General features: G+C 60.2%; 18 protein-coding genes and 2 pseudogenes. 13 read left to right on the plus strand and 7 right to left on the minus strand.

The features are described from left to right. Positions 1-20: 20 nt before the first annotated feature. From CO664_RS22760 to CO664_RS22770, 3 genes are all read right to left on the minus strand, one after another. Positions 21-641: a YceI family protein gene (locus CO664_RS22760; RefSeq protein ID WP_037421643.1), complete on the minus strand. Its 621-nt coding sequence runs from the start codon at positions 639-641 to the stop codon at positions 21-23. Positions 642-684: 43 nt separating this feature from the next. Further along, entirely contained in the window at positions 685-1,530 is an 846-nt protein-coding gene (locus CO664_RS22765) for an arylamine N-acetyltransferase (RefSeq protein WP_097539982.1), read from the minus strand. A gap of 71 nt (positions 1,531-1,601) precedes the next feature. Then, positions 1,602-2,063: a cupin domain-containing protein gene (locus CO664_RS22770; RefSeq protein WP_097539983.1), complete on the minus strand. Its 462-nt coding sequence runs from the start codon at positions 2,061-2,063 to the stop codon at positions 1,602-1,604. Between the two features lie 99 nt (positions 2,064-2,162). On the opposite strand from CO664_RS22770, the gene CO664_RS22775 reads away from it, so the two are divergent. After that, a complete protein-coding gene (locus CO664_RS22775) occupies positions 2,163-3,056 on the plus strand; it encodes a LysR family transcriptional regulator (protein WP_097539984.1) in 894 nt (297 codons plus the stop codon). A gap of 609 nt (positions 3,057-3,665) precedes the next feature. Here CO664_RS22775 and CO664_RS22780 read toward each other — a convergent pair. Further along, on the minus strand, positions 3,666-4,175 hold the full coding sequence (locus CO664_RS22780; protein ID WP_085033036.1) for a nucleoside kinase: 510 nt from the start codon (positions 4,173-4,175) through the stop codon (positions 3,666-3,668). Between the two features lie 202 nt (positions 4,176-4,377). Beyond that, entirely contained in the window at positions 4,378-5,157 is a 780-nt protein-coding gene (locus CO664_RS22785) for a class I SAM-dependent methyltransferase (RefSeq protein WP_097539985.1), read from the minus strand. An 85-nt stretch (positions 5,158-5,242) separates the two neighbouring features. Between CO664_RS22785 and CO664_RS22790 the strand changes: the two genes are divergently transcribed. After that, positions 5,243-5,698, plus strand: a complete 456-nt coding sequence (locus tag CO664_RS22790) for an Rrf2 family transcriptional regulator (RefSeq protein WP_097527336.1) — start codon at positions 5,243-5,245, stop codon at positions 5,696-5,698. A 96-nt stretch (positions 5,699-5,794) separates the two neighbouring features. Here CO664_RS22790 and CO664_RS22795 read toward each other — a convergent pair whose 3' ends face one another. Continuing rightward, the gene (locus tag CO664_RS22795) at positions 5,795-6,421 is read right to left on the minus strand and encodes an SDR family NAD(P)-dependent oxidoreductase (protein ID WP_234820306.1); all 627 of its coding nucleotides are present in this window, start codon (positions 6,419-6,421) and stop codon (positions 5,795-5,797) included. 96 nt (positions 6,422-6,517) lie between these two features. Between CO664_RS22795 and CO664_RS22800 the strand changes: the two are divergent. The 8 genes and pseudogenes from CO664_RS22800 (at position 6,518) to CO664_RS22845 (ending at position 18,019) form a co-directional block, all read left to right on the plus strand. Further along, positions 6,518-7,390, plus strand: a pseudogene (locus CO664_RS22800) (LysR family transcriptional regulator). Positions 7,391-7,860: 470 nt separating this feature from the next. Further along, positions 7,861-8,358 (plus strand): hypothetical protein, encoded by a 498-nt coding sequence (locus CO664_RS22805; RefSeq protein ID WP_234820307.1) that lies wholly within the window; start codon positions 7,861-7,863, stop codon positions 8,356-8,358. Positions 8,359-9,011: 653 nt separating this feature from the next. Continuing rightward, positions 9,012-9,833 (plus strand): alpha/beta hydrolase, encoded by an 822-nt coding sequence (locus CO664_RS22815; protein ID WP_097540030.1) that lies wholly within the window; start codon positions 9,012-9,014, stop codon positions 9,831-9,833. Between the two features lie 795 nt (positions 9,834-10,628). After that, complete coding sequence (locus CO664_RS22820; protein WP_097539986.1) at positions 10,629-14,006, plus strand: adenylate/guanylate cyclase domain-containing protein; 3,378 nt, start codon at positions 10,629-10,631, stop codon at positions 14,004-14,006. Positions 14,007-15,375: 1,369 nt separating this feature from the next. Beyond that, on the plus strand, positions 15,376-15,870 hold the full coding sequence (locus CO664_RS22830; RefSeq protein ID WP_097539988.1) for a hypothetical protein: 495 nt from the start codon (positions 15,376-15,378) through the stop codon (positions 15,868-15,870). A 466-nt stretch (positions 15,871-16,336) separates the two neighbouring features. Continuing rightward, the gene (locus tag CO664_RS22835; protein ID WP_097539989.1) at positions 16,337-16,657 is read left to right on the plus strand and encodes an alpha/beta hydrolase; all 321 of its coding nucleotides are present in this window, start codon (positions 16,337-16,339) and stop codon (positions 16,655-16,657) included. A 97-nt stretch (positions 16,658-16,754) separates the two neighbouring features. Beyond that, positions 16,755-17,215: pseudogene (locus tag CO664_RS22840) on the plus strand (Rid family hydrolase). 75 nt (positions 17,216-17,290) lie between these two features. Continuing rightward, positions 17,291-18,019 (plus strand): gamma-glutamylcyclotransferase, encoded by a 729-nt coding sequence (locus CO664_RS22845; RefSeq protein ID WP_097539990.1) that lies wholly within the window; start codon positions 17,291-17,293, stop codon positions 18,017-18,019. A gap of 40 nt (positions 18,020-18,059) precedes the next feature. Here CO664_RS22845 and CO664_RS22850 read toward each other — a convergent pair whose 3' ends face one another. Beyond that, complete coding sequence (locus tag CO664_RS22850) at positions 18,060-18,959, minus strand: LysR family transcriptional regulator (protein WP_097527344.1); 900 nt, start codon at positions 18,957-18,959, stop codon at positions 18,060-18,062. A gap of 118 nt (positions 18,960-19,077) precedes the next feature. Between CO664_RS22850 and CO664_RS22855 the strand changes: the two genes are divergently transcribed. The 3 genes from CO664_RS22855 (at position 19,078) to CO664_RS22865 (ending at position 22,459) form a co-directional block, all read left to right on the plus strand. After that, positions 19,078-20,010 (plus strand): VOC family protein, encoded by a 933-nt coding sequence (locus CO664_RS22855; RefSeq protein ID WP_097539991.1) that lies wholly within the window; start codon positions 19,078-19,080, stop codon positions 20,008-20,010. A gap of 166 nt (positions 20,011-20,176) precedes the next feature. Then, entirely contained in the window at positions 20,177-21,097 is a 921-nt protein-coding gene (locus CO664_RS22860; protein ID WP_097527346.1) for a LysR family transcriptional regulator, read from the plus strand. A 672-nt stretch (positions 21,098-21,769) separates the two neighbouring features. Further along, on the plus strand, positions 21,770-22,459 hold the full coding sequence (locus tag CO664_RS22865; protein ID WP_097539992.1) for a hydrolase: 690 nt from the start codon (positions 21,770-21,772) through the stop codon (positions 22,457-22,459). Positions 22,460-22,515: the final 56 nt, after the last annotated feature.

A 22,515-nucleotide genomic window follows, 5' to 3' on the forward strand; every position in this document is an offset into this window, starting at 1 on the left:
TCGAACCGCCCGCCGGACCGTCAGCGGAAGGCATAGTCGGCCGGGACCATTTGCGTTTCGATGACGAGCTTCACCTCGTCCCCCAGTTCCGGAATGGCGAAGCCGAGGCCCCATTCGCTGCGGCGGATCGTGCCGGTGGCCGAGAAGCCGAGTTTGGCAGTCTTCATGATAGGATGCTGCGCCATGGATCCGTTGAAGGTCACGTTGAGGGAAGCGGGATGCGTCTGGTCCCGGAAGGTCAGCATGCCTTCCACTATCCCGGTCCTTCCGCCGGTGATCCGTATCGTACTGGAGACGAACCGGATCTGCTTACCGGCCAGGAAGTCCGGGTTACCGCCGATCTTCGCGTCGAAGTCGACCAGGTCCGGCCAGGGATAGTCGGTCCGCACCGACATCGGGTCGATCTCGACCGTCAGCTTGGAGGCTTCCGGCTTGATCGGGTTCCAATCCAGTCGCGCATCCACGCCGGTGAAGCGGGCGGTGTAGTTCGACAGGCCGGAATGGTTGAACGACCAGAGGAGGCTCGAATGCGACGGGTCGGTCTTGTAGGCTCCGGCGGGGGCCTGCTCATCGAGACCTGCGGCACCGGCGAGAGCCGTGCTCAGTGCGAAGCCGATCCAGAATGCGGCTATGCGAAGCATGGATGTTTCCTTGAGTCCATAGTGTCGAAAGGGTGTCGCCTGTTCAGGCCGCCTTATCGCGGCCAATCGCCTCGATCTTGTCCCAGACGTGTCCGGGCCGGGGAATGTCGAGGTCGAAAACAGTTTCAAACGTATCCGCGAGATGGGCCGCGCTTGTGATGCGGTGTTCGCTGACGCTGTTGGGCGTCACGGTGCGCAAGCGATCGTTCTGCAGCGCGACATAGCCGTCCGCGGTGTGACGCAGGACTGCCAATGCGTTTGTGAACGGCGACCCTGGATCCCGCGTCAACCAGGCATAGGTGGCGGCCATGGCGGGCTCGTCGCTGTGATCGGCCCGGAAATCGAAGCTGTGTGCGATGCCATGCGCATGATTGTTGAAGCGCAGCCAGCCGTCCTCCGTCGGCATGATCGAAAAATCGAAACCGCGCTGGCTGATCGGTCCGACAGCAAGCGGCACGGGTTCGATGATGGCGTCGGCCACGCCGACCTCGGCGAGATAGGGGCGGTCGAGATCAACACGGAGAGTCAGATGATTGCCGATGGCAATGTCGCCCAGTTTTTCACGATCAACGCCGCCGCAAAGGCGGGTCACCCGGAAACCGAGCGCATCGAGAGCGGCGCCGAAGAGACCGTTCATCTCGTAGCACCAGCCGCCGCGCCTGCCCTCCACCATCTTGACGAAGGCGGATGCCGGGGCGATCGAGGAAGGCCACCCCATGAAGGCATCCAACGCTTCCCAGGTGAATGTCATGAGGTGAGCACGGTGCAGTCTCGACAGGCTGTGAAGGTCGAGAGCAACCGGCCGGTCGACTCCGATCCTTGCGAGATAGGTATCCAACTGGCGGGCTGTCAGGGTCATTCCGTTTTCGTTTGAAGGTACGTGTGTCATCCTTCGGTCTCCTTTCGATCGACCGTTGTTGAGGTTCTCGGCGCTGTGTTTCAGGTCGGCGCGTCGCCAGATCAGGCGACCTTGCGATCTTCGTCGGGCAGGAAGGTGAGGCCGAAGTCCATTGCGACGGAGGCGATCTGCTCGGGCGTTTCGGGCTTGCAGAGCTCGATGATCGGAAAGAAGGCTTCGAACCCGCCCGGCGTCACGACGACCATGAGGTGGCCTTCCGTCTCTCCAATGTTCTGGAATCGATGCGGCACACCACGTGGCAGCGCGATGCAGCCACCCTCCGCCAGTTCGACATAGTCGTCGGCACACCAGAAACCGAAGCAACCGGACAGGACACGGAAGAACTCGTCCTCGCGCTCATGCACATGAAGCGGCGGACCTTCTCCGGTCGGAACGATGGCCTCAAGCATGCCGAACGAGCCGCCTGTATTGGCCGCCATCATGCGTATGACGTGTTTGCCGAGCGCCATTGCCGGCGTTCCATGGTCGGGCGGTGATACCGCCGCATGGGTGAATGTCTTCATGTCGGGTCTCCATCTGCTTGAGAACACCCATCGATTACCTTGTGCCGCTCCTGATGATAAGATCGATGAATTGACATCATTGAACGGATAATCGCTCTCATGAAAACGCTCGATCCGCTTGACGGGATTGCCGCCTTTCTAACGGTTTCCACACATCTCAGCTTCTCGAAGGCGGCAGACGAACTCGGCATGTCGCGCGCGACGGTGGGAGCCCAGGTGAGGCAGCTCGAGGATCGCCTCGGCATCCGCCTCTTCCAGAGATCGACGCGCAAGGTCGTTCTGACCGAGGCGGGCGCCGCCTACCGGGAGGCGCTTTCGGGAATCCTGCCGCAGATAAGGGAGGCGGAACGGGCGGCAATGTCGTTCCAGAAGGAAGCCGTCGGCCGATTGCGGGTGTCCGCGCCGCCCGATCTCGGGCATCTGGTGATCGTGCCGGCAGTTTCCGAGTTCCTCAAGCTCAACCCGGCCGTGTCCATCGAGCTGGACCTTTCGCATCGGGCCGTGAACCTGGTCGAGGATGGTTTCGACCTTGCAATTCGAGGCCGCCTGTCGGTCGATATCAATCTCATCACCCGGCAACTGGCGACATCGCAAATCGTGATATGCGCTTCGCCCGCCTATATTGACGAACATGGTGCGCCGGAAATGCCGCACGATCTCGCCCACCACTCCTGTCTCCACTTTGCCGAACTGAGATGGGGACGGATCTGGCCGTTCAGCAAGAACGGCGAGGAGTTCCGCGTTCCGATCGTGCCCCGGCTGGAACTCAATCACAGTCTTGGTTTGCGCGATGCCGCCTTGCTCGGGATTGGCATCGTCCTCCTGCCCGACTTCATCGTCGGAGAGGACATCCGGCAGGGCCGGCTCGTACGTCTTCTCCCCGACTGGGATATCAGCACGATACAGTTGCAGGTGGTCTATCCGGCCAATCGCCATATCGCGGTGAAGGTCCGGCGCTTCGTCTCATTCTTGGCGGGAAAGCTCCGGCAGTAGCAGAATGTCGTGCTTCAGCGCCAGTGTGCGCTGCGCACGGGCGCCGGAGTCGAGTCGCTGCCCGAGGCAATCGACAGGACCATGCCAGCAGTTCGTGTGATGGTACAGATGCTCGGTTCGACCGTCACACGACAGCCCAGCACAACAATATAGAGTAGCAAGTCACGTATGCCGGATGTGTGCCATAGATAGCATGAGATGTCGCTAATGCTATCTGGTCTCGCTGGTCCAACTCTCTTGGCGGGGCGCATGTGTTGTGCGCCAATGTGTGCGGACAGGCCGCGCTTCTCACGAAGCCATGGCCCGGTGGAAGGTCAGGACCGGGCGTCCAGATCCGAATCGCATCTGAGTTGTCACGAAGTGGTCACTCAGCGCCATCCAGATGAATTTCGACTACCCACCCGACCGCTACGTGGCCCTGAACCGGAACGATCGACCCGAAGCGGACTGTCAATTCGTTGTGCGGGGACGGCAGGTTTGCGCGCCCAAGACTTTCTCAAAGCTGCCGGTCGGCTACGATAGTGACCACGCCCAGGGGCCGGTTCAAGCGGCTTCGGTTTTCCCGCAATCATCGGGGTGTCCCTTTCCGATCACAATTGCTGCAAGGGTTCAAGTGAGGTTAGCGAGGATATCGTCGACAACACGTGCGACGGTATTCGCCGTGTCGATGGTGATGCCGGCAGGAAGATGTTCCCGAGTATGATGGTAGTGGAGTACCAGTGCCCGCTCAGCCGGTTCGAAGCCAGGCTCATTCGGCCGTCCATCTAATCTTCGGTTCAACGTCTCAGCGTCGATGTCGAGCACGAATACCTTGTCGAATAGGTGCAGGAATTTTTGGAAATTGCGCGAGCCGCCACAGAAGAATGTGGCAGGATGGGTGGTGTCGGCAGCAATGGTCCGGACCTTGTCGGCGGGCCAGATCCAGTGCGCGTATCCCCAAGCGATGCGGTCTGCGCCTTTGGGAGGGCCTGCGAGTGCCTGGCCTGTCTCGGGGTCACCGACATAAGCTAAGACCCGATCACCATGGATGACATGGTAGCCCCGCCGCTCCAGTTCTGTAGCGACAGACGTTTTTCCAGTGCCGGAACCGCCTTCGATCAGATAGTTCTTGATGCCCATAGGCATTGTTTATCATGGCTTCCAATCGGGTGAGAAGACACCCTACCTCAGAGTGCTCAGGTCACAAGCTGAGCGATCAGGTCAGCTGTCCGTCCGCTACGTTAGTGCAGCCACGCCCGGAACGCGCCCTCAAATACGTTATTCAGGACGACTTGCCACGATCTTGAAAGCAGTCATCCGTTCAGCCGCCGCCGCACGATGTTCAGCGGCGCGCGACACCGATCAGTGCGGTAGATGGTATCGGCAGAACCGCTCGATCGGCAGCAATTCTGCGGACCTCGGCGACGACTGCCGCTTTCTCCTGATCGGAAAGGCTAGTCCAATCCGGAGACATGCCAAACAATGTGTCGGGCTCATTAAGTGTCGCGACCTCAAGTTCATATTCATACATGACTTGATCGATCTGCGGATCCCGATAGCCTGCATCGATCAGTTCCCGCGCGAAATCCTTTGGATCGTTTAGCGCCTGAACGGCTTCCGGCATCGCCATGCTCTGAAGGTCAGGAAACAGCGTCTGGCGGATCTGACCTAGCAGCAGAAACGTCGCCGCGCCACGACTCTGCCAGGTTGCGACCACACCATATCCACCCGGGCGAGTCACTCGCGCCATCTCGGCAAGGCCCTTGCGCCAGTCGGGGAACATAATCACGCCGAATATCGAGAAGACTGCGTCGAAACCCGCGTCAGGAAGGTCGAGGTTCTGCCCATCCATGAGGCGCGCCTCCACATTGGGCAGTCGGGCAGCCGCGATGCGGGTGACCATGCCGGGCGAAAAGTCGGTCGCGAGCACCTGAGCGCCCGTGCGCGCCGCAGCCAGTGCCAATGCGCCGGTGCCGGCCGCGACATCCAGGACTCGAGCCTCCAAGGTCAGCGGCACGCGTGCCAACGCCGCTTCGGCATAGCGCGCAGCGAAGGGGTGCGCGGTCTTCTCGTAGTGCAGAGCGGCAGTATCCCAATGATCGGGGTTCTCAAATTCACGCATGTCACGCCTCTACGAATCATGTAACATTTAATGTAACGTTAATTGCCGATGCTGCCAATCCACTCCACCGTGCAAGGATGAAACCGTGCGCAACGACAGCCGCCTTTCCCGCATGCTCCATGTGTTGCTCCACATGGCACGCCACGATGGACCTATGACGTCCGAGGTGGCCGCGCGCATGCTTGGGACCAACCCGGTGGTCGTACGCCGTACGATGGCCGGCCTGCGTAAAGCGGGTTATGTGCGATCGGAGAAAGGGCATGGCGGCGGTTGGTCGATCGCCATGGACCTGACGAAAGTGTCGCTGCTCGATGTTCATCGGGCAGTGGGAGGTCCGCGCATCTTCGCCATCGGTAGCGAGCATCCCAACCCCGACTGCGCCGTCGAGAAGATCGTCAACGAGGCGGTCGAAGGCGCCATGCGTGAGGCTGAAGCATTGTTGATCAGCCGTCTCGGGGAGGTCAGCCTGGCGGAACTCGCCCAACGCTTCGACATGCGTTGTACTGGGGCGATTGAGGCGCGGGCGCCGAAGCAAACCTAAGCATACTAGCAGGCGGGATACACTTTTAGGCGTCTCCGCAATGCGCCTTCATTTCGGAAGTTCGAATGCTGGGTATCGCCGCCTGATAGCGGTCATTCATTCCGCAGGTGAGCCCGTATAGGTCCTTCGCCTAACCCACCTCCTGCTCAATCGCTTCACCGATCCGCGATAGCCTATCCCGCGGCAGTGAAAGGCCGGGCGCGGCCAGGCTCTCGCGCAGCTGTACGGTGCTCGAGGTGCCCGGTATCGACAAGTCGTCGCGGCATACAATCCGTAACCGGGCTGGTAGAAGCCCACCACGCTTGAGGACACGCTGATGATCCGCCCGCCATCGCGCAGCCGCTTGGCGCCTTCGCGCATGCCGCGGAAAGTGCCGGCGAGATTGATGCTGCAGTGGTCTTCGATGTCCGCGTCCGTTGCGTCGGCTACAGGTGAGAGCCGCATCATGCCTGCATTGTTGACCAGTAGATCGACCGGACCGAACGCGGCTTCAGCCGCATCGAACAGCGCGGGCATGCCGGCCGGATCGCCGACGTCAGCCTGCACCGCAACCGCCTTGCCGCCCGCCTGCTCGATGTCGTGCACGACCTGACGGGCAGCAGCCTCATCGCGCGCATAGTTCACCGCAACAGCACAACCCTCATGGGCAAACCGTCGTGCGATTGCCGCGCCGATGCCCTTGCCGGCGCCGGTCACGATTGCGGTTTTGTCTTTCAGCCTCATTTCTTGACCTCCGTTGCTAGGCAAGGAAGTAGCGAAACTTGGAGGCGGGATAATCCCCCTTTCGCGGGCAATAAAACTCGGCTACCCCGAACAAACATGGATCGCCTCGATGGAATGCGTCTTTTCGTGCGGGTCATCGACCGTCGCAGCTTCACGGCCGCGGCGGCCGATCTTGGCATTCCGCGTTCGACGGCCACCGAAGCGATCAGGCGGCTCGAGCGCCATCTCGGCAGCCGGCTGCTGGAACGCACCACCCGGCATGTGGCGCCCACGCCGGATGGCGAAGCCTATTACCGGCGGTGCCTGTCGATCCTCGCGGATATCGACGAAGCGGAGGGCGCCTTGCGGGGCGGTGAACCCTCGGGGTGCTCCGCATCGATGCGCACGGCGCACTGACGCGGGCTTTCCTACTGCCGCGTCTGCCGGACTTCCTGGAAGCGTACCCACAGATCAGGTTGCAGATCGGCCAGGGCGACAGGCTGGTCGATCTGGTGCGCGAGGGGGTGGATTGCGTCATCCGGGCGGGCGAACCGGATGACAGCGGTCTGATCATGCGCAGGCTCCCCGATATTCCGGAGCAGACCTGCGCCAGCCCGCAATATCTCGAGCATCACGGATACCCGCTTCGGTCGATGATCTCGACCGACACCAGATGATCGGCTTCGTGTCGTCACGCACGGGCCGTGTGATGCCGATGGAGTTCCAGACCGCCGAGGGAATCAGGGAGGTGACACTTCCCTGCCGCGTGACCGCCAACGAGGCGGAGACAGCGCATCATCTCGCACGGATGGGCCCCGCTATCGCTTCCGGGAGGATCTGGCGCGAGGCGACCTTGTAGAGGTCCTGCCGGCCCAGCCGCCGCCGCCACTGCCGCTCGCTGCCTATTATCCGCAGAACCGTCAGCTATCGCCACGTGTGCGGGTTTTCCTCGATTGGGTGGCGGCGGTTTTCGATGCGACAGATTTGTAGTTTGATGTTCTTGCCTGCGCCCGAGACTCGGGCGTCCACCCCCGCTGCCAGTCGTGATGCTTTGCCCCAACCGAACGACGCCGTAGAGTAGGGACTTTCGCGACAGTCGCAACGTCTTGACGCAACCTGCTCGTTATAGGACGAACAACGGTCTTACACTCTTCTGCGACCGCGGTGAATGCGGAGAAACGACCCGAAGCGGTCGGTCGCCGATCACACATGGAATGTCCGTTGCTGGGGCGCGAAGCAGACTTCGTTGCCGGAGCTTGGATGCGGTTCGTGCCGGGCCCAGCCGCACTTCAAGGCGTCCTTGTTGAGGAACTCGATGCCAGACACATCGCCAATGACAGCGAAGAGGCGGATGAGCTTGCAGGGAACTCGTCCTCCCCTCCGGTAAGCTTCCGGCCCGCGCGCTGGTCGGTGCGACCCACACGATCAGCCTGCAATCGCTGAGCGCGCAAGGGGTGGTGTTGCTCGGTCGCTTCAGCGGTGTGGAGAATGGTAGCCTGACCTTCGGCGACGAGCTCGACGGCAATATGCGATTTGCCGACGAGATTTCCGCGAATGCCAAGCGGCTGATTGACGAATACATCGAGCGTGCCGGGCTCGATGCGCCCCCAGCCGAGGACGATCCGGCCGAGACGGTTCAGCCGCGTCTGCCCGATCCGCCGATCCGGTCCATCGATTGGAATGCTAGCGGCGTCAGATCGGTGGTGTGGTGCACGGGCTTCACCGCGATTTCTCCTGGGTCCGGTTCCCCGGCGCTCTCGACGCAGCCGGCCAGCCCGTACACGAGGATGGAGTCGCCACCATTCCAGGGCTGTTTTTTGCCGGCCTCGATTTCGGATCGACGCGAAAATCAGGCACCATTCCGGCTGTTGCAGAGGAGGCAGCTCGCCTGGTCGAGCGACTCGTCAGCCATAGCGCAGCCGACTTGCGGCAGAGGAACGCCGAACGGTTATGCATGAGAATGCGGGATAATTGTGCTGAGAATAATTCAGACTAAGACCCGCTGGTCCACCGTTCCGCCCTACTACGACAATGGGGAACGGGAATGATCGACCCAAAGCGGACAGCGGTTGAAAGCTGCACAGAACCGTTCAGCCCCGGTTCAGGCCAAATATGAAACGGTTGCTCTGGCAAACTGCTGGTGAGATATGCTCAATCAATGCTGAAGTGTCTTTTCCTTGCTGGTGCCGTCGCCCTGATCGCCTCGCCCACGCTTGCCGATCCCTATAAGGACGAGAGCGGCAATGGCTCCTTTCGCGCGTGGGACCACGGTGATGATTACAGGCGCTATTCCTTCGGCATACCCCGTGGGCATTTACCACCGCCGGGAAGCTGCCGCGTGTGGTTCTATGATCGCCCGGCTGGCCACCAGCCCCCGCCGACAAGCTGCCGTCGGGCGCAGCGATTGGCTGATCGCTATGGCGGTCGGGTAATCTGGGGCGGCGAGCGGTAGTCCGCTTTCACCCTTCGGCGACGGATCTGAACCCGAATAATCGACCCTAAGCGGTCGCCGATGAGGGCAAACGGAATGTACCGGTTGCCCCCGGAAGCGGGCGCTATAATCGCCACAGTCACGGGAAACAATATGAATTCAACATTGAAGGTGAACTGTGTGGTTGAAACGATTTCCCAAGATCATTTTTCAGGGTTGAAGCGAACCGTCGTGTTGCCGAACGGTCTCCGGCTCGCGTACATCGAGATGGGCGACCCTAGCGGTGTGCCCATCCTCCTGCTCCACGGGTTTACGGACAGCTCCCGAAGCTGGAGCCTCACCGCGCCTTATCTCGCGTCGGGCTTTCGCATTGTAGCGCCAGATCTGCGGGGCCACGGGAATTCGGACCAACCTGAGGGCTGCTACACGATTCCCGAGCTGGCGAATGATGTTCGGTGTCTAATAGAGATTTTGGCCGTTTCGCCGACGCACGTGGTCGGCCATTCGCTCGGTGGTCGGCTTGCACAAGCGATCGCTGAACGGTGGCCCCACCTCGTCCGGAAAATCGTTCTTATGTCGACCTCGGCCGCACTACGCGAGCGTCGAGGGTGGTTGTGGGACAACATCCAAATGCTCGGCGATCCGATCGATCCAGAAAGCGCATTCATCCGGGAATGGTGTTCTGGCGTAGGTCCGGTCGACGAGAATTTCCTTGCCCATGCGCGACGCGAAAGCGCCGCCCTGCCGTCACGAATCTGGCGTTCTATTTATTACGAGCAGCTTGCCTATGATCCGTCGCCGCTTTTGCAGGATATTTCCGCGGCGACGCTCATCCTGCGGGGCGAGGAGGACATCATCGCAACTGAGGAGCATCAGGCCCAAATGAAAGATGCGATCGTCGGCGCGCAGCTCATTTCTCTTCCCGGCCGCGGCCATAACTTCCATTGGGAAGACCCTGAAAAAGTGGCCGGCTTGATTTGGACATTTCTGGAAAGTCCGTGACCGGTTTGACGCTTATTTGGCGTTCAGATCGATGGCGACAACGCGAAGCAGTCGGTCGCCGATCACACATGGAATGTCCGTTGCTGGGGCGCGAAGCAGACTTCGTAACCGGAGCTTGGATGCGCTTCGTGCCGGGCGCAGCCGCCACTTCAAGGCATCCTTGTTGAGGAACTCGATGCCAGACACATCGCCAATGACAGCGAAGAGGCGGATGCCTCCACCTGTTGGCTCAGGATGCCAAGATGTCGGAATTGGTCACGAATGCAACTTCGCGCTTCCAGGCCGAACCTTGATCGGAACGACGACTTCGGCTGCGCCAGCTCGCCGGATGTTCCGAAGATTTCCTCGGGAGCAACAGGGCGAGCTGTCGCAGTCGTCGCACGAGGCGATCGCGCTGCCAACGACCTCGAGACGTCACGCTCCTTCTCGCCCACTACATCAGCCGGTCGAGCACGGCAGAACCGATGCTGCAGCTAGATTCTTGTAATATAAGTTCCCAATGTAACTGAAACGGCCGCATTCTTATAATAAAGTAGCTAATCGGCACGGATCAGGCGGCAGGTATGAACGCGATTTCCGATGCTTTCCTCCCGCTTCGGTAATTTCGCTTCACGCGGGCAAATCGCGAACCCGGACGAGCTTTCAGGAAAGGCGGTGGTGGTCGACCGCTTATTGCTCGTGGGACTGAATTGACGAGGACTGATCAGGGTCACAGGTGTAAGCTTTTTATATTCGAGGCTCGTGGGAAAGCGCATCAGAACAAGCCAAATTCGACCATGTCAGAGGATGCTAGTCATGCCCGACATCGGAGACTGGCTCGCCAGCATCAGGCTTGAGCGGTATCGCCAAACCTTTTTGAAGAACGGCATCGATCTCGATGTCGTCGACGATCTCACCGACGCCGACCTCAAGGAGCTCGGGCTGTCCCTTGGTGACCGCAAGCGTTTTCTCAGGGCGGCCGCGACCCTGCCTCAGCCGCCGCCCGTCCGCGGGGGGACCAAGCCCCCCGTGTCACTGATCCACACCGAAGCGGAACGGCGACAGCTCACGGTGATGTTCTGCGATCTCGTTGGATCGACAGCACTCTCCGCCCGCCTAGATCCAGAAGACCTACGGCAGTCGATCGTAGCGTACCGTGCCTGCGCCACCGAGATCGTCGGCCGGTACGACGGCTTTGTCGCCAAGTACATGGGCGACGGCGTCCTTGTGTACTTCGGCTATCCGCAGGCTCACGAGGAGGATGCCGAGCGGGCGGTGAGGGCCGGTCTCGCGGTCGTCGAGGCGGTCGACCGGCTGGATGCGGCAGGCGAACATCTGGCTGTTCGGATCGGAATCGCCACCGGCCTGGTGGTGGTGGGCGACATCATCGGTACCGGCGAGGCCGAGGAATGCAGCGTCGTAGGGGAAACTCCGAACCTGGCCGCCCGGCTACAGGCGCTAGCCGGGCCCGGCACAGTAGTCATTGCCGAAGCGACCCGCGCATTGCTGCGTGGGCAGTTCAAGCTCGAAAGCATCGGGCTGCGGCCGATCAGGGGGTTTTCCGGGGCGGCTGAAGCGTTTCGGGTGCTCTGCGAAGTGCGCAGCGACGACCGCTTCGAGGTCGGTCACGCGACCGTGCTGCCGTTGGTCGGGCGCGACCAGGAACTCGCGCTGTTGGTCGATCGGTGGAATTTGGCCAAGACCGCCGAAGGCCAGGTCGTCCTGCTCGAAGGTGAGGCTGGGATCGGCAAGTCGCGCCTCGCCCTCGCCCTTCGCGAGCGTCTCTTTCGACAACCACACAGATTGCGCCGCTACTTCGCCTCGCCCTACCACGTCAACAGCGCGCTTCGTCCGGTGATTGCCCAACTCGAACAGGAGGCGGGATTTGAACGCGAGGACTCATCGGCCGAGAAGCTCGCCAAACTCCAGGAACTGCTCGAAAAACAGATGGGCGAGGTGAGCGAAATGCTGCCATTGTTGGCAGAGCTTCTCGGCATTCCGGGGACCGACCGCTGTCCAACCCTGGATCTTGCGCCCCAACAGCGTAAGAAACGAACCTTCGAAGTGCTCATCGCGCAGCTTGCCGGACTGGCTGCGCAGCAGCCGGTGCTCATGGTGCTCGAGGACGCTCACTGGCTTGACGCGAGCAGCCTCGAGTTGTTCGGCTTGTTCGTGGGCACGATCCGGCGGCTCCCGGTGCTGCTGGTCATCACCCACAGGCCCGAGTTCGTCCCGCGCTGGGGTAGTTGCCCGCACGTGACAAAGGTGATCCTGAACCGTCTCGATCGGATGGAGGCTCAATCGCTGGTCGAACGGCTGGCCGGCGGAAAGCGCCTGCCTGCCGTCGTGCTCGACTACATCCTGGCCAACACCGCTGGCATCCCGCTGTACCTTGAGGAGTTGACCAAGACCATGCTCGAATCCGGTCTCCTGGAAGTGGGCGGCGATCAGTGCGGCGATCAGTTTGGACCGGGTGCACATTTGCCGCCACGGGCGATCCCGGTGACGCTACACGACTCGCTGATGGCCCGCCTCGACCGTCTCGGCAGGGCCAAGGCGGTGGCCCAAATCGGCGCCTGCATCGGGCGCGAGTTCTCCTATGAGATGATTGCGGCGCTAGCAGTGCTCGACAAGCCTGAGCTGCAGAGGGGACTTGATCAACTGGTTGCTACCGAGCTGGTTTTCCGGCGCGGAAGTCCGCCCGATGCGGTCTACAGCTTCAAGCACGCACTCGTCCGAGATACCGCATATCAGTCGCTGCTCAAGAGCCGCCGCCGGGAACTGCATCGCCGCATCGGCCAGGTTTTAGAAGAACTCGCCCCGCATGAGGTGTCCGCTCAGCCGGAGCTCCTGGCCCATCATCTGACGGAGGCAGGAGAGTTGCCGCAAGCGATCGTGTTCTGGCACCGGGCAGCCGAGCACGCCAACGAGCGGGCGGCGAATGCCGAGGCCGTCGGCCACCTGGCCAAGGCACTCGACCTGCTCGCCCGGATGCCCGAGAACCCGGAGCGCCTCGAGCTTGAGCTAACATTGTTGATCACCATGGGACGAGTGCTTACCGCCGCGAAGGGCTATGGCCACCCGGAGGTCGAGCATGTCTACAACCGTGCTCTCAACCTGGCGGAGCGGATTCAGGAAACGCCCAGGCTATTCCCGGTGCTCCTCGGTCTCACCATTCATCATGCGGTGCGGTCCGAGCTTTCCGCGGCGCGGGACCTTGGCGAACGGCTTCTGAGGTTGGCCCAGCAGATCTCGGATCCTGTGCTCGTAGTGGAAGCGTCCTATGCTTTGGGCATTACCTGCTCCTGGCGCGGCGAATTCGCCTCGGCATGGAAGCACTTCGAGCACGGGATCAGCCAGTACGACATCGCCCAGCACCGGGCCCATCTCGCGCTCTATGGACAGGATGGAGGACCGATCTGCCTGTGCCGTGGCGGCATGGCGCTGTGGTATCTCGGCCACGATGACCGGGCGCTGGAGCTGATGGACGAGGCGCTCGCCATGACCGCGAGACTCGGACATCTGTTCAGCCGTGCCTATGTACTGACATGGGCGGCGATTTTGCACGTGCATCGACGCGACATCGCCAAGGCGCAAGAGGCGGCGGAGCTGGCATTGAAGTTCGCGGCCGAGCACGAATTTCCATTTTGGCACACCCAAGGGGTCTTTCTGCAGGGGTGGGTGCTGGCCGAAGAGGGCCACGTCGGGCAAGGCATCGAGCGGCTGCGAGAGGGGTTGGCTGGGATGCAGGCGATCGGGTCGGGAATGACGGCGCCTTGGGCGATGGGCCTGCTCGCGGAGGCGCATGGAAAGGAGGATCGTTTTGCCGAGGGCAGCACCTTGATCGACGAGGCGCTCACCATTGTCGCGCGCACCGGCAACCGCTGGTGCGAGGCGGAGCTGCATCGGCTCAAGGGCGAACTCATATACTCGAGTTCAGAGCGCGATCCCGCCGAAATCGAGGAGTGCTTCCGCCGTGCGCTGAATGTCGCCCGCATGCAGGAGGCCAAGATGTGGGAACTGCGCTCGGCGGTGAGTCTGGCGCGGCTTTGGCGAGCACAGGGTCATGGAGCCCTGGCTTGCGAGCTGCTCGAGCCCCTTCTCGGCTATTTCTCAAACGGCCAGGGGACGCTCGATCTTCTGGATGCTCAAGCGGTCGTTGAGAGCTGCGGAGGTGGCAAATTGAGCACCTGATGCTCCGCTGAAAACGACTTTGATTTAACTCCCGACTGGCGCGATGGTTCTGAATTTCGACAGGGGTATTGGGACGACTGGAACCGCGGCGAACCAGACGTCAGCCGAGGGAGCGTCGAACTTCGGTTTCCCACCCACCTACGACGCTGGTGAAGGTGAACTCTCGACCCTAACCAGGCATTCGCCGCTAATGCCCGGAATTCCCGGTTCACGGTGTGAAGCAGACGTGTAGCTTGACCGGATTTTCGGCTACCGGTCTACCTTTTGCCTCATCACCCGCCGCTTTTGACTTCGCTCAACTCCTCTGTGAGGCTTGCGGGCCTACATACATCAGCAACGAACACGTCTCACGCCCGAAAATCGACATGGTAGCGTCAGCCACCAGAGGGCCTGGAAATTGAGCAAGACGAACTATGGGAACATCGCCCGTCACGCGGGCGTCGGAACCGCCACTGTCGAGCGGGTTGTAGCGCTTGGCATCAGCGCACACCGCTCTCCTTAGAATTCATTGAGCTTTTCGGAATGGTACGTTGTTCTCGCGTACACCGTTCTCGGCATCCGCGTACACCGAAATGCTCCTGCTGGGCACAAGCGTACACCGCAGATTTCTGCCAGATTTGGCGACGAATCCTGATCGCCTGCAGATGATCCTGATCAACATTGCGCGTGGCCGGCCGCCTACCAGAAGTCTCGCTCGTCGCACAAGGTCGTGAAAGCTGCCCATGGCTAGCTGGAGCGAGAATGTTATCAGCCGGTATTGACCTGGAATCTGGTGGCTTTCATGGCGCTGACCGATAGGTCGCGACGTTATGGAGGCCAGCAGTGAATTTTTGGAATCTACTCGCGCCATTGAGATCCCGTCCGACGACCGCCATCTCGTCAAAACACCTCCACAAGATCCCACGCACCCGCCTGAAGCAGGTCATTCAGCTAGCATAAGTCCGCAGCCCGACCAGTCGGCGACTACGGTCGCCCCGACCTCGACAATTGTACCCACCGCAGTATCGACAGCTCTTTCCGCGGGTGAGGTAGTCAGCCGGCCTGTCGAGAATGCTATCTCTGGTCCATCGGTACTCGATCGCTTTTTGACGGAGCGCGCGCCTCATGCCAGGTGAGCTGATCGCCACCTCGTATGCCAAGTGGACGACCGCAGACATTTGCACAAGTCACAGAAGGAGTGTCGTGCCGAGATCGAGAAGATTATCCGAAACGCCCGCAGGACAGCGCGAAGGCGGCGCGGCGCGATCACAAGGGCGGACTTGATCCTGCATTTGCCCCTCATGGCAGACATCCCACCAAGGATCCTGCGGGCGAACGTTGTTCATGAGATCGGCCATGCGGTCGTCGGCGCAGTGCTCGGGATGGGCTAGTGAAGGTTGCTATTGTTGGCCGCATCCGGATCGACGAGAACCTACAGTACGTGGGTCACGCGCGTTTCAGGCGCGATCCATGGATCCGAAGAACGAAGCAGCACTATCTCGATCTGATTGCCATGTCGTTGGCCGGCATGGCTGCGGAGCAAGTGTTCCTCGGTGGACATGACGACGGCGCCGCAGGCAATGCGGGATCCGGCCCCTTCGAAGCAACGAAGACCGCTATGGCCCTGGAGCGTTCGTTCGGCATGGGAACGAAGCTCGCTGCGTACGGTGATCTCAATCGCCCCGGGGGCAACGGCCACTTCGATCCGATGCTTCTCCCGCGGGTCGACGGCATTCTGCAGAAGCAGTTCGACCGTGCGAGGCATCGAGAAGCTTGCACGGTTCTTGCCGACGAACTTGCTTCTCGGCTCGAGCTGTCAGGACAGGAGGTTCTGGATGCGCTGGCTCGCCAAGATCAGAACAGGCTCTCCGGTGGGTCGGGCTAGCCGTGAAAAGGCCGTCGAAGTTAGGTGCGCGACAATCTTGCGGATCTCCATATCGACAACCTCAAGGTCCAAAGGCGGAGCTTCCACTGAAGCTGAGGTGAAGGGGAGAGCGGTTGCCTCAGCTTCAGTACTAGCAAACTGGGCTGGTAGGGCCGTAGGGTGACGACATGCTATCTGACCCCGCCGCCACCATTTCAAATTCCGCAATAAAATCGAAACTATTGGCGCAATTGTGAGCGCCCTGCGCTTGCGGCACTATTAGCCCGTCAGACGAACTCAGTGTCGCCTGAAGCCCCAACGAAGAAGCCGCAGGCAGACGAAAATGACCAGACCTTTTCTTCCATGACACGCAGGAGCGCACCTCCTTCCGCAAGTGCCGCCGTCGCAGCCATGGCGATTTCACCATCTCTCGATCTAGCAGCCGAGGCTGCATCAAGCATCGAGCTCAACCGAAGGAATCAAGACAATGGCCTATGCAACCACCAAGGATGACGTCGAAATATTCTACAAGGACTGGGGTCTGAAGGACGCTCAGCCGATCGTCTTCCACCACGGTTGGCCGCTGTCGTCGGATGACTGGGATGCCCAGATGCTGGCCATCACCGTGCCGACACTGGTGCTACACGGCGAAGACGACCAGATCGTGCCGATCGCAGACTCCGCACTGAAGTCTTCCAAGCTCCTGAAGAATGGCACACTCAAGACCTATCCCGGCTTCTCGCACGGCATGCTGACCGTCAACGCCGATGTCCTGAATGCCGATCTCCTGGCCTTCGTGAAGGCCTGATCGGTCCGGCGACGGGTGCGGCCATCCACGCATCCGTCACCTCCATGAACCACGAGTGCCTACTCGGCGCACCAATCATCAATGCAAGGAACCTATCATGACGAACAGCAACCCGTCCAAGAAAGTAGAGAACCATGGCGTCGCCTGGGAGCGCGCCTTCGGATACGTTCAGGCCGTGCAGGTCAAGGACACGATCTATGTCTCGGGCCAGTTGAGCCACGATGACAACGGCAATCTTGTTTCGCTCCGGCGGAACTCGATGAGGATAAGCGGCCTGCGAATTTCTCCCAGATGGAGAGCCAGATCCGCCAGACCTACGTCAACGCAAAAACTCTGCTCGCCAGATATGGTGCGACCCTCGACGATGTCGTTGAAGAGACACTGTATGTGCTTGATGTTCCTAGCGCGTTTGCGGCCGGATCCAAGGTCCGCAAAGAAATGTACGGCACGGATGTGCCTCAGTGCGCCAGCAACCTAATCGGCATTTCGGCGCTGGCTTTCCCCGAGCAGCTCGTCGAAATCACCTTCCGGGCAATTATCAACCATCCCGCTGTCTAATTCGGCGGCAGCTACTCCATCAACCGCCGGAAGCTATTGGCCTCCGGCGGCAAACTCGTTGAAACGGTTCACACGATGCCAAAGACACCGATCGCCGGGGCGCCCGCACCTGCCACCATGGAACTTACCCCCGACCTAGTCGCCACGACCATTAGAATTGTTGAAGACGAGGGACCGGAACCCAATTGGAATCCGATCTCGCCCGAGCAGCTCGACGACCTCGTCAGCAGGGTTGAGGAAGAGGCTGGTGACGGGGAGATATGGGTGTTCGCGTACGGATCCTTGATGTGGAACCCGGGCTTCGAGGTGGCCGCCAGCGAAGAGGCGGTCGCTTACGGCTGGCACCGTGCGTTCTCGTTGAGGATCGAGCGGCTCAGGGCCACCTCCGACGCGCCCGGTCTCATGCTCGCGCTTCGGCCAGGAGGAAGCTGTTCGGGTCTTGTCCTCAAGCTTCCGTGCACTACCAAGAGGGAGAATCTGCGTACTCTTCTGGCCCGAGAGATTCGGTATGCCGAAGTGTGCGACATGGTGCGTTGGGTTGCGGTCAAGACACCGAAGGGTGTGCGGCGGGCGCTCACGTTCTGGGCGAGCGGCAGGCAATCTAAGCTCACGGAGAAGATTCCCCTCGAAGAGGCGGCAGGGTTGATCGCGCAAGCATGTGGACCTGCCGGATCTTGCGCGGAATACCTGCATCGGACGGTTTCCGATCTGGCGGATCGCAAAATCTATGATCGAAACCTGTGGCAGCTACAGCAAATAGTCGCAGCTAGGCTTCGAGCACGCCAACAGCATGATCGAATCTGAAACGGGTGTGCCAGATCATGGTGACGGGCATTTGCGTGCGTCAGTCCAGCATGACCATCTTTGCCGCGACCTGCTCCTCGAAGAACTTGGAGAATGACGCAATCCTTGGCGGTAGGGCTTGGTAGGGCGGATAGAACAGCGTCAGCCACAGGTCCGGCGGTGCCCATCCCTTGAAGACGTGGACAAGGCGACCGCTACTGATGTGATCGGCGATGTTGAATCCTGGAAGCAGCGCGACACCCGCGCCGTCGGCGGCCATGTCCGCCAGAACCTCTCCGCTGTTCGCGCTGAAGGCTCGACCTGCCGAAATCGTGATGCTTGACCCCCCGTCCGACAGCACCCAGTTCTCACGCCGGCTTTCGCCGCTGTACGCGAGGCAGTCATCGGGCTTCAGTTCGTTGGGGTGCTGCATGTCGGCGAATCTGCTTCCGGGGGCGGCGACCAGGATGCGCGGCACCATCCGGATCTTCCTCCAGATCGTGAACTTGTCCGAAGGCTGCGACGAGATGCGGATCGCCAGATCGTAGTCGTCGTCGACGATGTTCACCAATCCATCGGACAGCGAGATCTCGAAGCTCATCTTCGGATAGCGTTCCTTGAACCCGGACAGGATCGGCGGCAGTACCGTCTTGCCGAACCATGTCGGCGCACTGATACGCAGCCGACCCTCGTCCGCCTTGTGTGCGTTCATTACTTCGCGCCGCGCGTCCTCCAGAGTCTTGACCGCTGGCTGGATCTGCGCAGCAAAGATCGCGCCGTCGGTTGTCAGCGATACCTGCCTGGTCGTGCGCACAAAGAGCTGCACGCCAAGTTCCGCCTCAAGGGCGGCGATCGCCCGTGTCACGGCTGCTGGCGTCATGTCCAGCTCGCGGGCGACCTGGGCAAAATTTCGTTTTTCGGCAGCGAGCAGAAAGGTTCGGAGAGCTTTGTAGTCGTTCATCTCATTGTTTCATAAATTGCAATTCAATCAAAAGGAATATTGCAATTCCGCACGACGATCAACGGGCTTACATTCATATCAACACCTGAACACCGACGCTGATTTGAAAGGCACCGACATGATCAAGGACATCAAGGGACTTCACCACGTGACTTCGATGGCATCGGACGCGCGGCAGAACAATCACTTCTTCACCGACACGCTGGGCCTGCGCCGCGTCAAGCAGACGGTCAACTTCGACGATCCGAGCGTTTACCACCTGTACTACGGTGACGAGAATGGTTCCGCAGGCACGGTGATGACCTATTTCCCATTCCCGAACATGATGCTGGGGCGTCCGGGCGTAGGCGAGGTCGGTGAGACGCAGTTCTCGGTTCCACGGGGATCGCTGAAGTTCTGGCAGGATCGCTTCGCGGTTCAAGGTCTCGACGGTCTGGAAGCGGATACTGTCTTCGGTGCCAACCGTCTTCGCTTCATGGGCCCGGATGGCGACGGTCTTGCGCTGATCGAATCCGCCGACGACAACCGCGCGCCATGGCTGGCGGATGGAATTCCCGACGATGCGGCCATCCGCGGTTTCGCCGGCGCCCGCTTCAGCCTGCATGATACGGCTGCCACGGAAGAGCTGCTCGGCTTCATGGGCTACCAGCGCGCCGAAAAGGAGGGCGACGTGACTCGCTTCATCATTCCAAACGGGAACGGAGCGGACACGATCGATCTGGCAGCTTTGCCGAAGACACCTTTCGCGCGACAGGGGGCGGGATCGGTTCACCACATCGCGTTTGCCGTCGACAACCGCGAGAAGCAGCTCGAGGTGCGCAAGGCCCTGATGGACACGGGCTATCAAGTCACACCCGTCATCGACCGCGACTACTTCTGGGCCATCTACTTTCGCACCCCGGGCGGTATCCTGTTCGAGGTCGCCACCAACGAGCCTGGCTTCAACCGTGACGAGGACACCGCGCATCTCGGGGAGGCTCTTAAGCTCCCGAGCCGATATGAAGCATTCCGCGATCAGATCCAGGCAAATCTCGAGCCATTGGCTGTCTGAGAATACCAACTGATGGCATTTCGAATTTTGGACGCCGCATCTGCCCGGCGGCGCCCTGGGTTTTTGCAGGGAAGATCTTCAAACATCCGACTACGCCTGACGCCCTTTGCAACTGATCGATAACTGAGCCCCAAGGCATTCGCACACATTCGATGGAGAGATGACAATGGATCAATTGGGAGCGATCAGAGCGTTTGTTCGCGTCGTCGAGGCCGGATCCTTTGCAAAGGCTGCAGACACGATGGGGGCGCCGCGGTCGACCGTGAGTAAGCTTGTTCAGGATCTCGAGGCAAGCTTGAGCCTCAAACTGCTCGAACGCACGACACGTTCAGTCACCGTGACACCTGAGGGAGTCGCATATTACGAGCGCGCCATTCGTCTGATCGCCCATTTCGACGAGATGAACAATGAGGCGACCCGTGGGCGCCTCGCCACCAGGGGAAAACTTCGGGTTGACGTAGGAGGGACCTTCGCGAATGCGATTCTGATCCCTCGGTTGCCAGAGTTTTACGCGCTCTATCCAGAGATCGAGTTGCATCTTGGTGTAACAGAGCGTCAGGCCGACATCGTCGAAGAGGGCATAGACTGCGTCATTCGTGCCGGCGATCTGCCCAGCGACGCATCTCTTGTTGCGAGGAAGTTATGCAGCGTTGAGATAGTGACCTGCGCAACCCCGGGGTACCTCGAAAAACACGGCGTGCCAGCTTCGCCATCGGATCTGCAGCGTGATCATATTTTCGTGCAGTACTTTTATGCACGTAGTCTGAAAGCCGCACCCGTTCGACTGATTAAAGGCGATGAGAAAATCGAGATCTACAGCCCCATCAAGCTCTCCACCAGTGATGCGACGGCGCATTTACATGGAATATTAGCAGGACTGGGTATTGGGCAGACATTTGAATTCTTGGCACGGCCCCATATCGCTCGTGGCGCCCTGGTCCCAATCATGACCGATTGGGCGCCACCACGTTATCCCGTTCACATAGTAAGGCCAGCGGGCCGGTTTCCTAGCGCTAAGTATCAGGTCTTTGCAGACTGGGTTGCGGGCGTGTTTTCTGCCTACGACCATGATACCGGCACACCCTAGTGGCTTTGTCCATATCCATGGATGGTTACTCCACAATCACGGGCTTCTCCCATCTCTCCTTTAAAGATATTTCCCCCGGCTGATTTGATCCATCGTCGGACAGACGGCGCGGAGGGCAACGCTGTTGAGGGTAAGCAGAAGACAAAGTAGCCGCGATATGGAACCCCTGCGCGTACAGCGTAGTCACCATCTAGTCGCGTCAATGCTCAATGGCAGACTGCCAAGCACTTCGCGGCTCACACGCTGCTCCCCTGATGTCAGCGGGCTGTTTCGCCCCAAGCGAATTCAGCCAAATCGCTCCACGCCGAATAGCGTGAACAGTGACACTGCAAAACTACCTCAGGGCCGCCTGTCCGAATGAAATTTTCTTGAGCAAAGTTCGGACCGAACGGTCGCGTAGCGCAGCCTCGTGCGACGTCCGCGGGTCAACCGAACGTCAGAGTAATTATTGCGATAAAGGCAATTCATTCTCAATTAATATTGCAATTTCGCACAAGCCCAAACCACACTACGTTTCCTTTCAGCAGCCGAGGCAACCTGCATGGAAGCATTGGTTTCGACCCACTCAGGGCTTTACGAGCCGTGTTCCAGGACATGGTGTCCGACCAACAGGCCCTGCCCAGTTTATAACCCGCCGCATTCGCGGTCCAAACAACCGAAGAGGAAAATCTCATGTCCAAGCTCGAAGTCCTGACCCCCGCGAACAGCCAGCTCATCTTCATCGACCAGCAGCCGCAGATGGCGTTCGGCGTCCAGTCGATCGACCGCCAGACGCTCAAGAACAACGTCGTCGGTCTGGCGAAGGCCGCCAAGATCTTCAATGTCCCCACCACGATCACCACGGTCGAGACGCAATCCTTCTCGGGCAACACCTTTCCGGAATTGCTTGCCGTCTACCCGGAGAACGATATTCTCGAGCGCACCTCGATGAACTCCTGGGACGACCAGAACGTCCGTGACGCGCTGGCGAAGAACGCCGCCGAGGGCCGTAAGAAGATCGTCGTCTCCGGTCTCTGGACCGAGGTCTGCAACACCACCTTCGCACTCTCGGCCCTGCATGATGTTCCCGATTATGAGATCTACATGGTCGCGGATGCTTCCGGCGGCACGTCCTCCGACGCACACAAACACGCGATGGACCGGATGGTTCAGGCAGGCGTGATCCCGGTCACTTGGCAGCAGGTCCTGCTCGAGTGGCAGCGCGACTGGGCTCGCAAGGAAACCTACGATGCTGTCACCACTCTGGTGAAGGAGCATTCCGGCGCATACGGCATGGGCATCGACTACGCCTACACTATGGTTCACGGCGCAGAGGAACGCGTCAAGCACGGCAAGCGCATCGGCCCGAACCCCGCCAAGTAACGGCCTGATCAGGCCGCTCCGATAACCCCGTCGGAGCGGCCTTTCTCTAAGCGTGG

The organism is Sinorhizobium sp. NG07B (assembly GCF_002532005.1).
GTDB lineage: Bacteria > Pseudomonadota > Alphaproteobacteria > Rhizobiales > Rhizobiaceae > Sinorhizobium > Sinorhizobium fredii_C.

Excerpts from the sequence above, each read along its gene's own strand:
- CO664_RS22760 (WP_037421643.1), bottom strand. The coding sequence starts at position 641 with ATGCTTCGCATAGCCGCATTCTGGATCGGCTTCGCACTGAGCACGGCT.
- CO664_RS22765 (WP_097539982.1), bottom strand. The coding sequence starts at position 1,530 with ATGACACACGTACCTTCAAACGAAAACGGAATGACCCTGACAGCCCGC.
- CO664_RS22770 (WP_097539983.1), bottom strand. The coding sequence starts at position 2,063 with ATGAAGACATTCACCCATGCGGCGGTATCACCGCCCGACCATGGAACG.
- CO664_RS22775 (WP_097539984.1), top strand. The coding sequence starts at position 2,163 with ATGAAAACGCTCGATCCGCTTGACGGGATTGCCGCCTTTCTAACGGTT.
- CO664_RS22780 (WP_085033036.1), bottom strand. The coding sequence starts at position 4,175 with ATGGGCATCAAGAACTATCTGATCGAAGGCGGTTCCGGCACTGGAAAA.
- CO664_RS22785 (WP_097539985.1), bottom strand. The coding sequence starts at position 5,157 with ATGCGTGAATTTGAGAACCCCGATCATTGGGATACTGCCGCTCTGCAC.
- CO664_RS22795 (WP_234820306.1), bottom strand. The coding sequence starts at position 6,421 with ATGAGGCTGAAAGACAAAACCGCAATCGTGACCGGCGCCGGCAAGGGC.
- CO664_RS22820 (WP_097539986.1), top strand. The coding sequence starts at position 10,629 with ATGCCCGACATCGGAGACTGGCTCGCCAGCATCAGGCTTGAGCGGTAT.
- CO664_RS22835 (WP_097539989.1), top strand. The coding sequence starts at position 16,337 with ATGGCCTATGCAACCACCAAGGATGACGTCGAAATATTCTACAAGGAC.
- CO664_RS22845 (WP_097539990.1), top strand. The coding sequence starts at position 17,291 with ATGCCAAAGACACCGATCGCCGGGGCGCCCGCACCTGCCACCATGGAA.
- CO664_RS22850 (WP_097527344.1), bottom strand. The coding sequence starts at position 18,959 with ATGAACGACTACAAAGCTCTCCGAACCTTTCTGCTCGCTGCCGAAAAA.
- CO664_RS22855 (WP_097539991.1), top strand. The coding sequence starts at position 19,078 with ATGATCAAGGACATCAAGGGACTTCACCACGTGACTTCGATGGCATCG.
- CO664_RS22860 (WP_097527346.1), top strand. The coding sequence starts at position 20,177 with ATGGATCAATTGGGAGCGATCAGAGCGTTTGTTCGCGTCGTCGAGGCC.
- CO664_RS22865 (WP_097539992.1), top strand. The coding sequence starts at position 21,770 with ATGTCCAAGCTCGAAGTCCTGACCCCCGCGAACAGCCAGCTCATCTTC.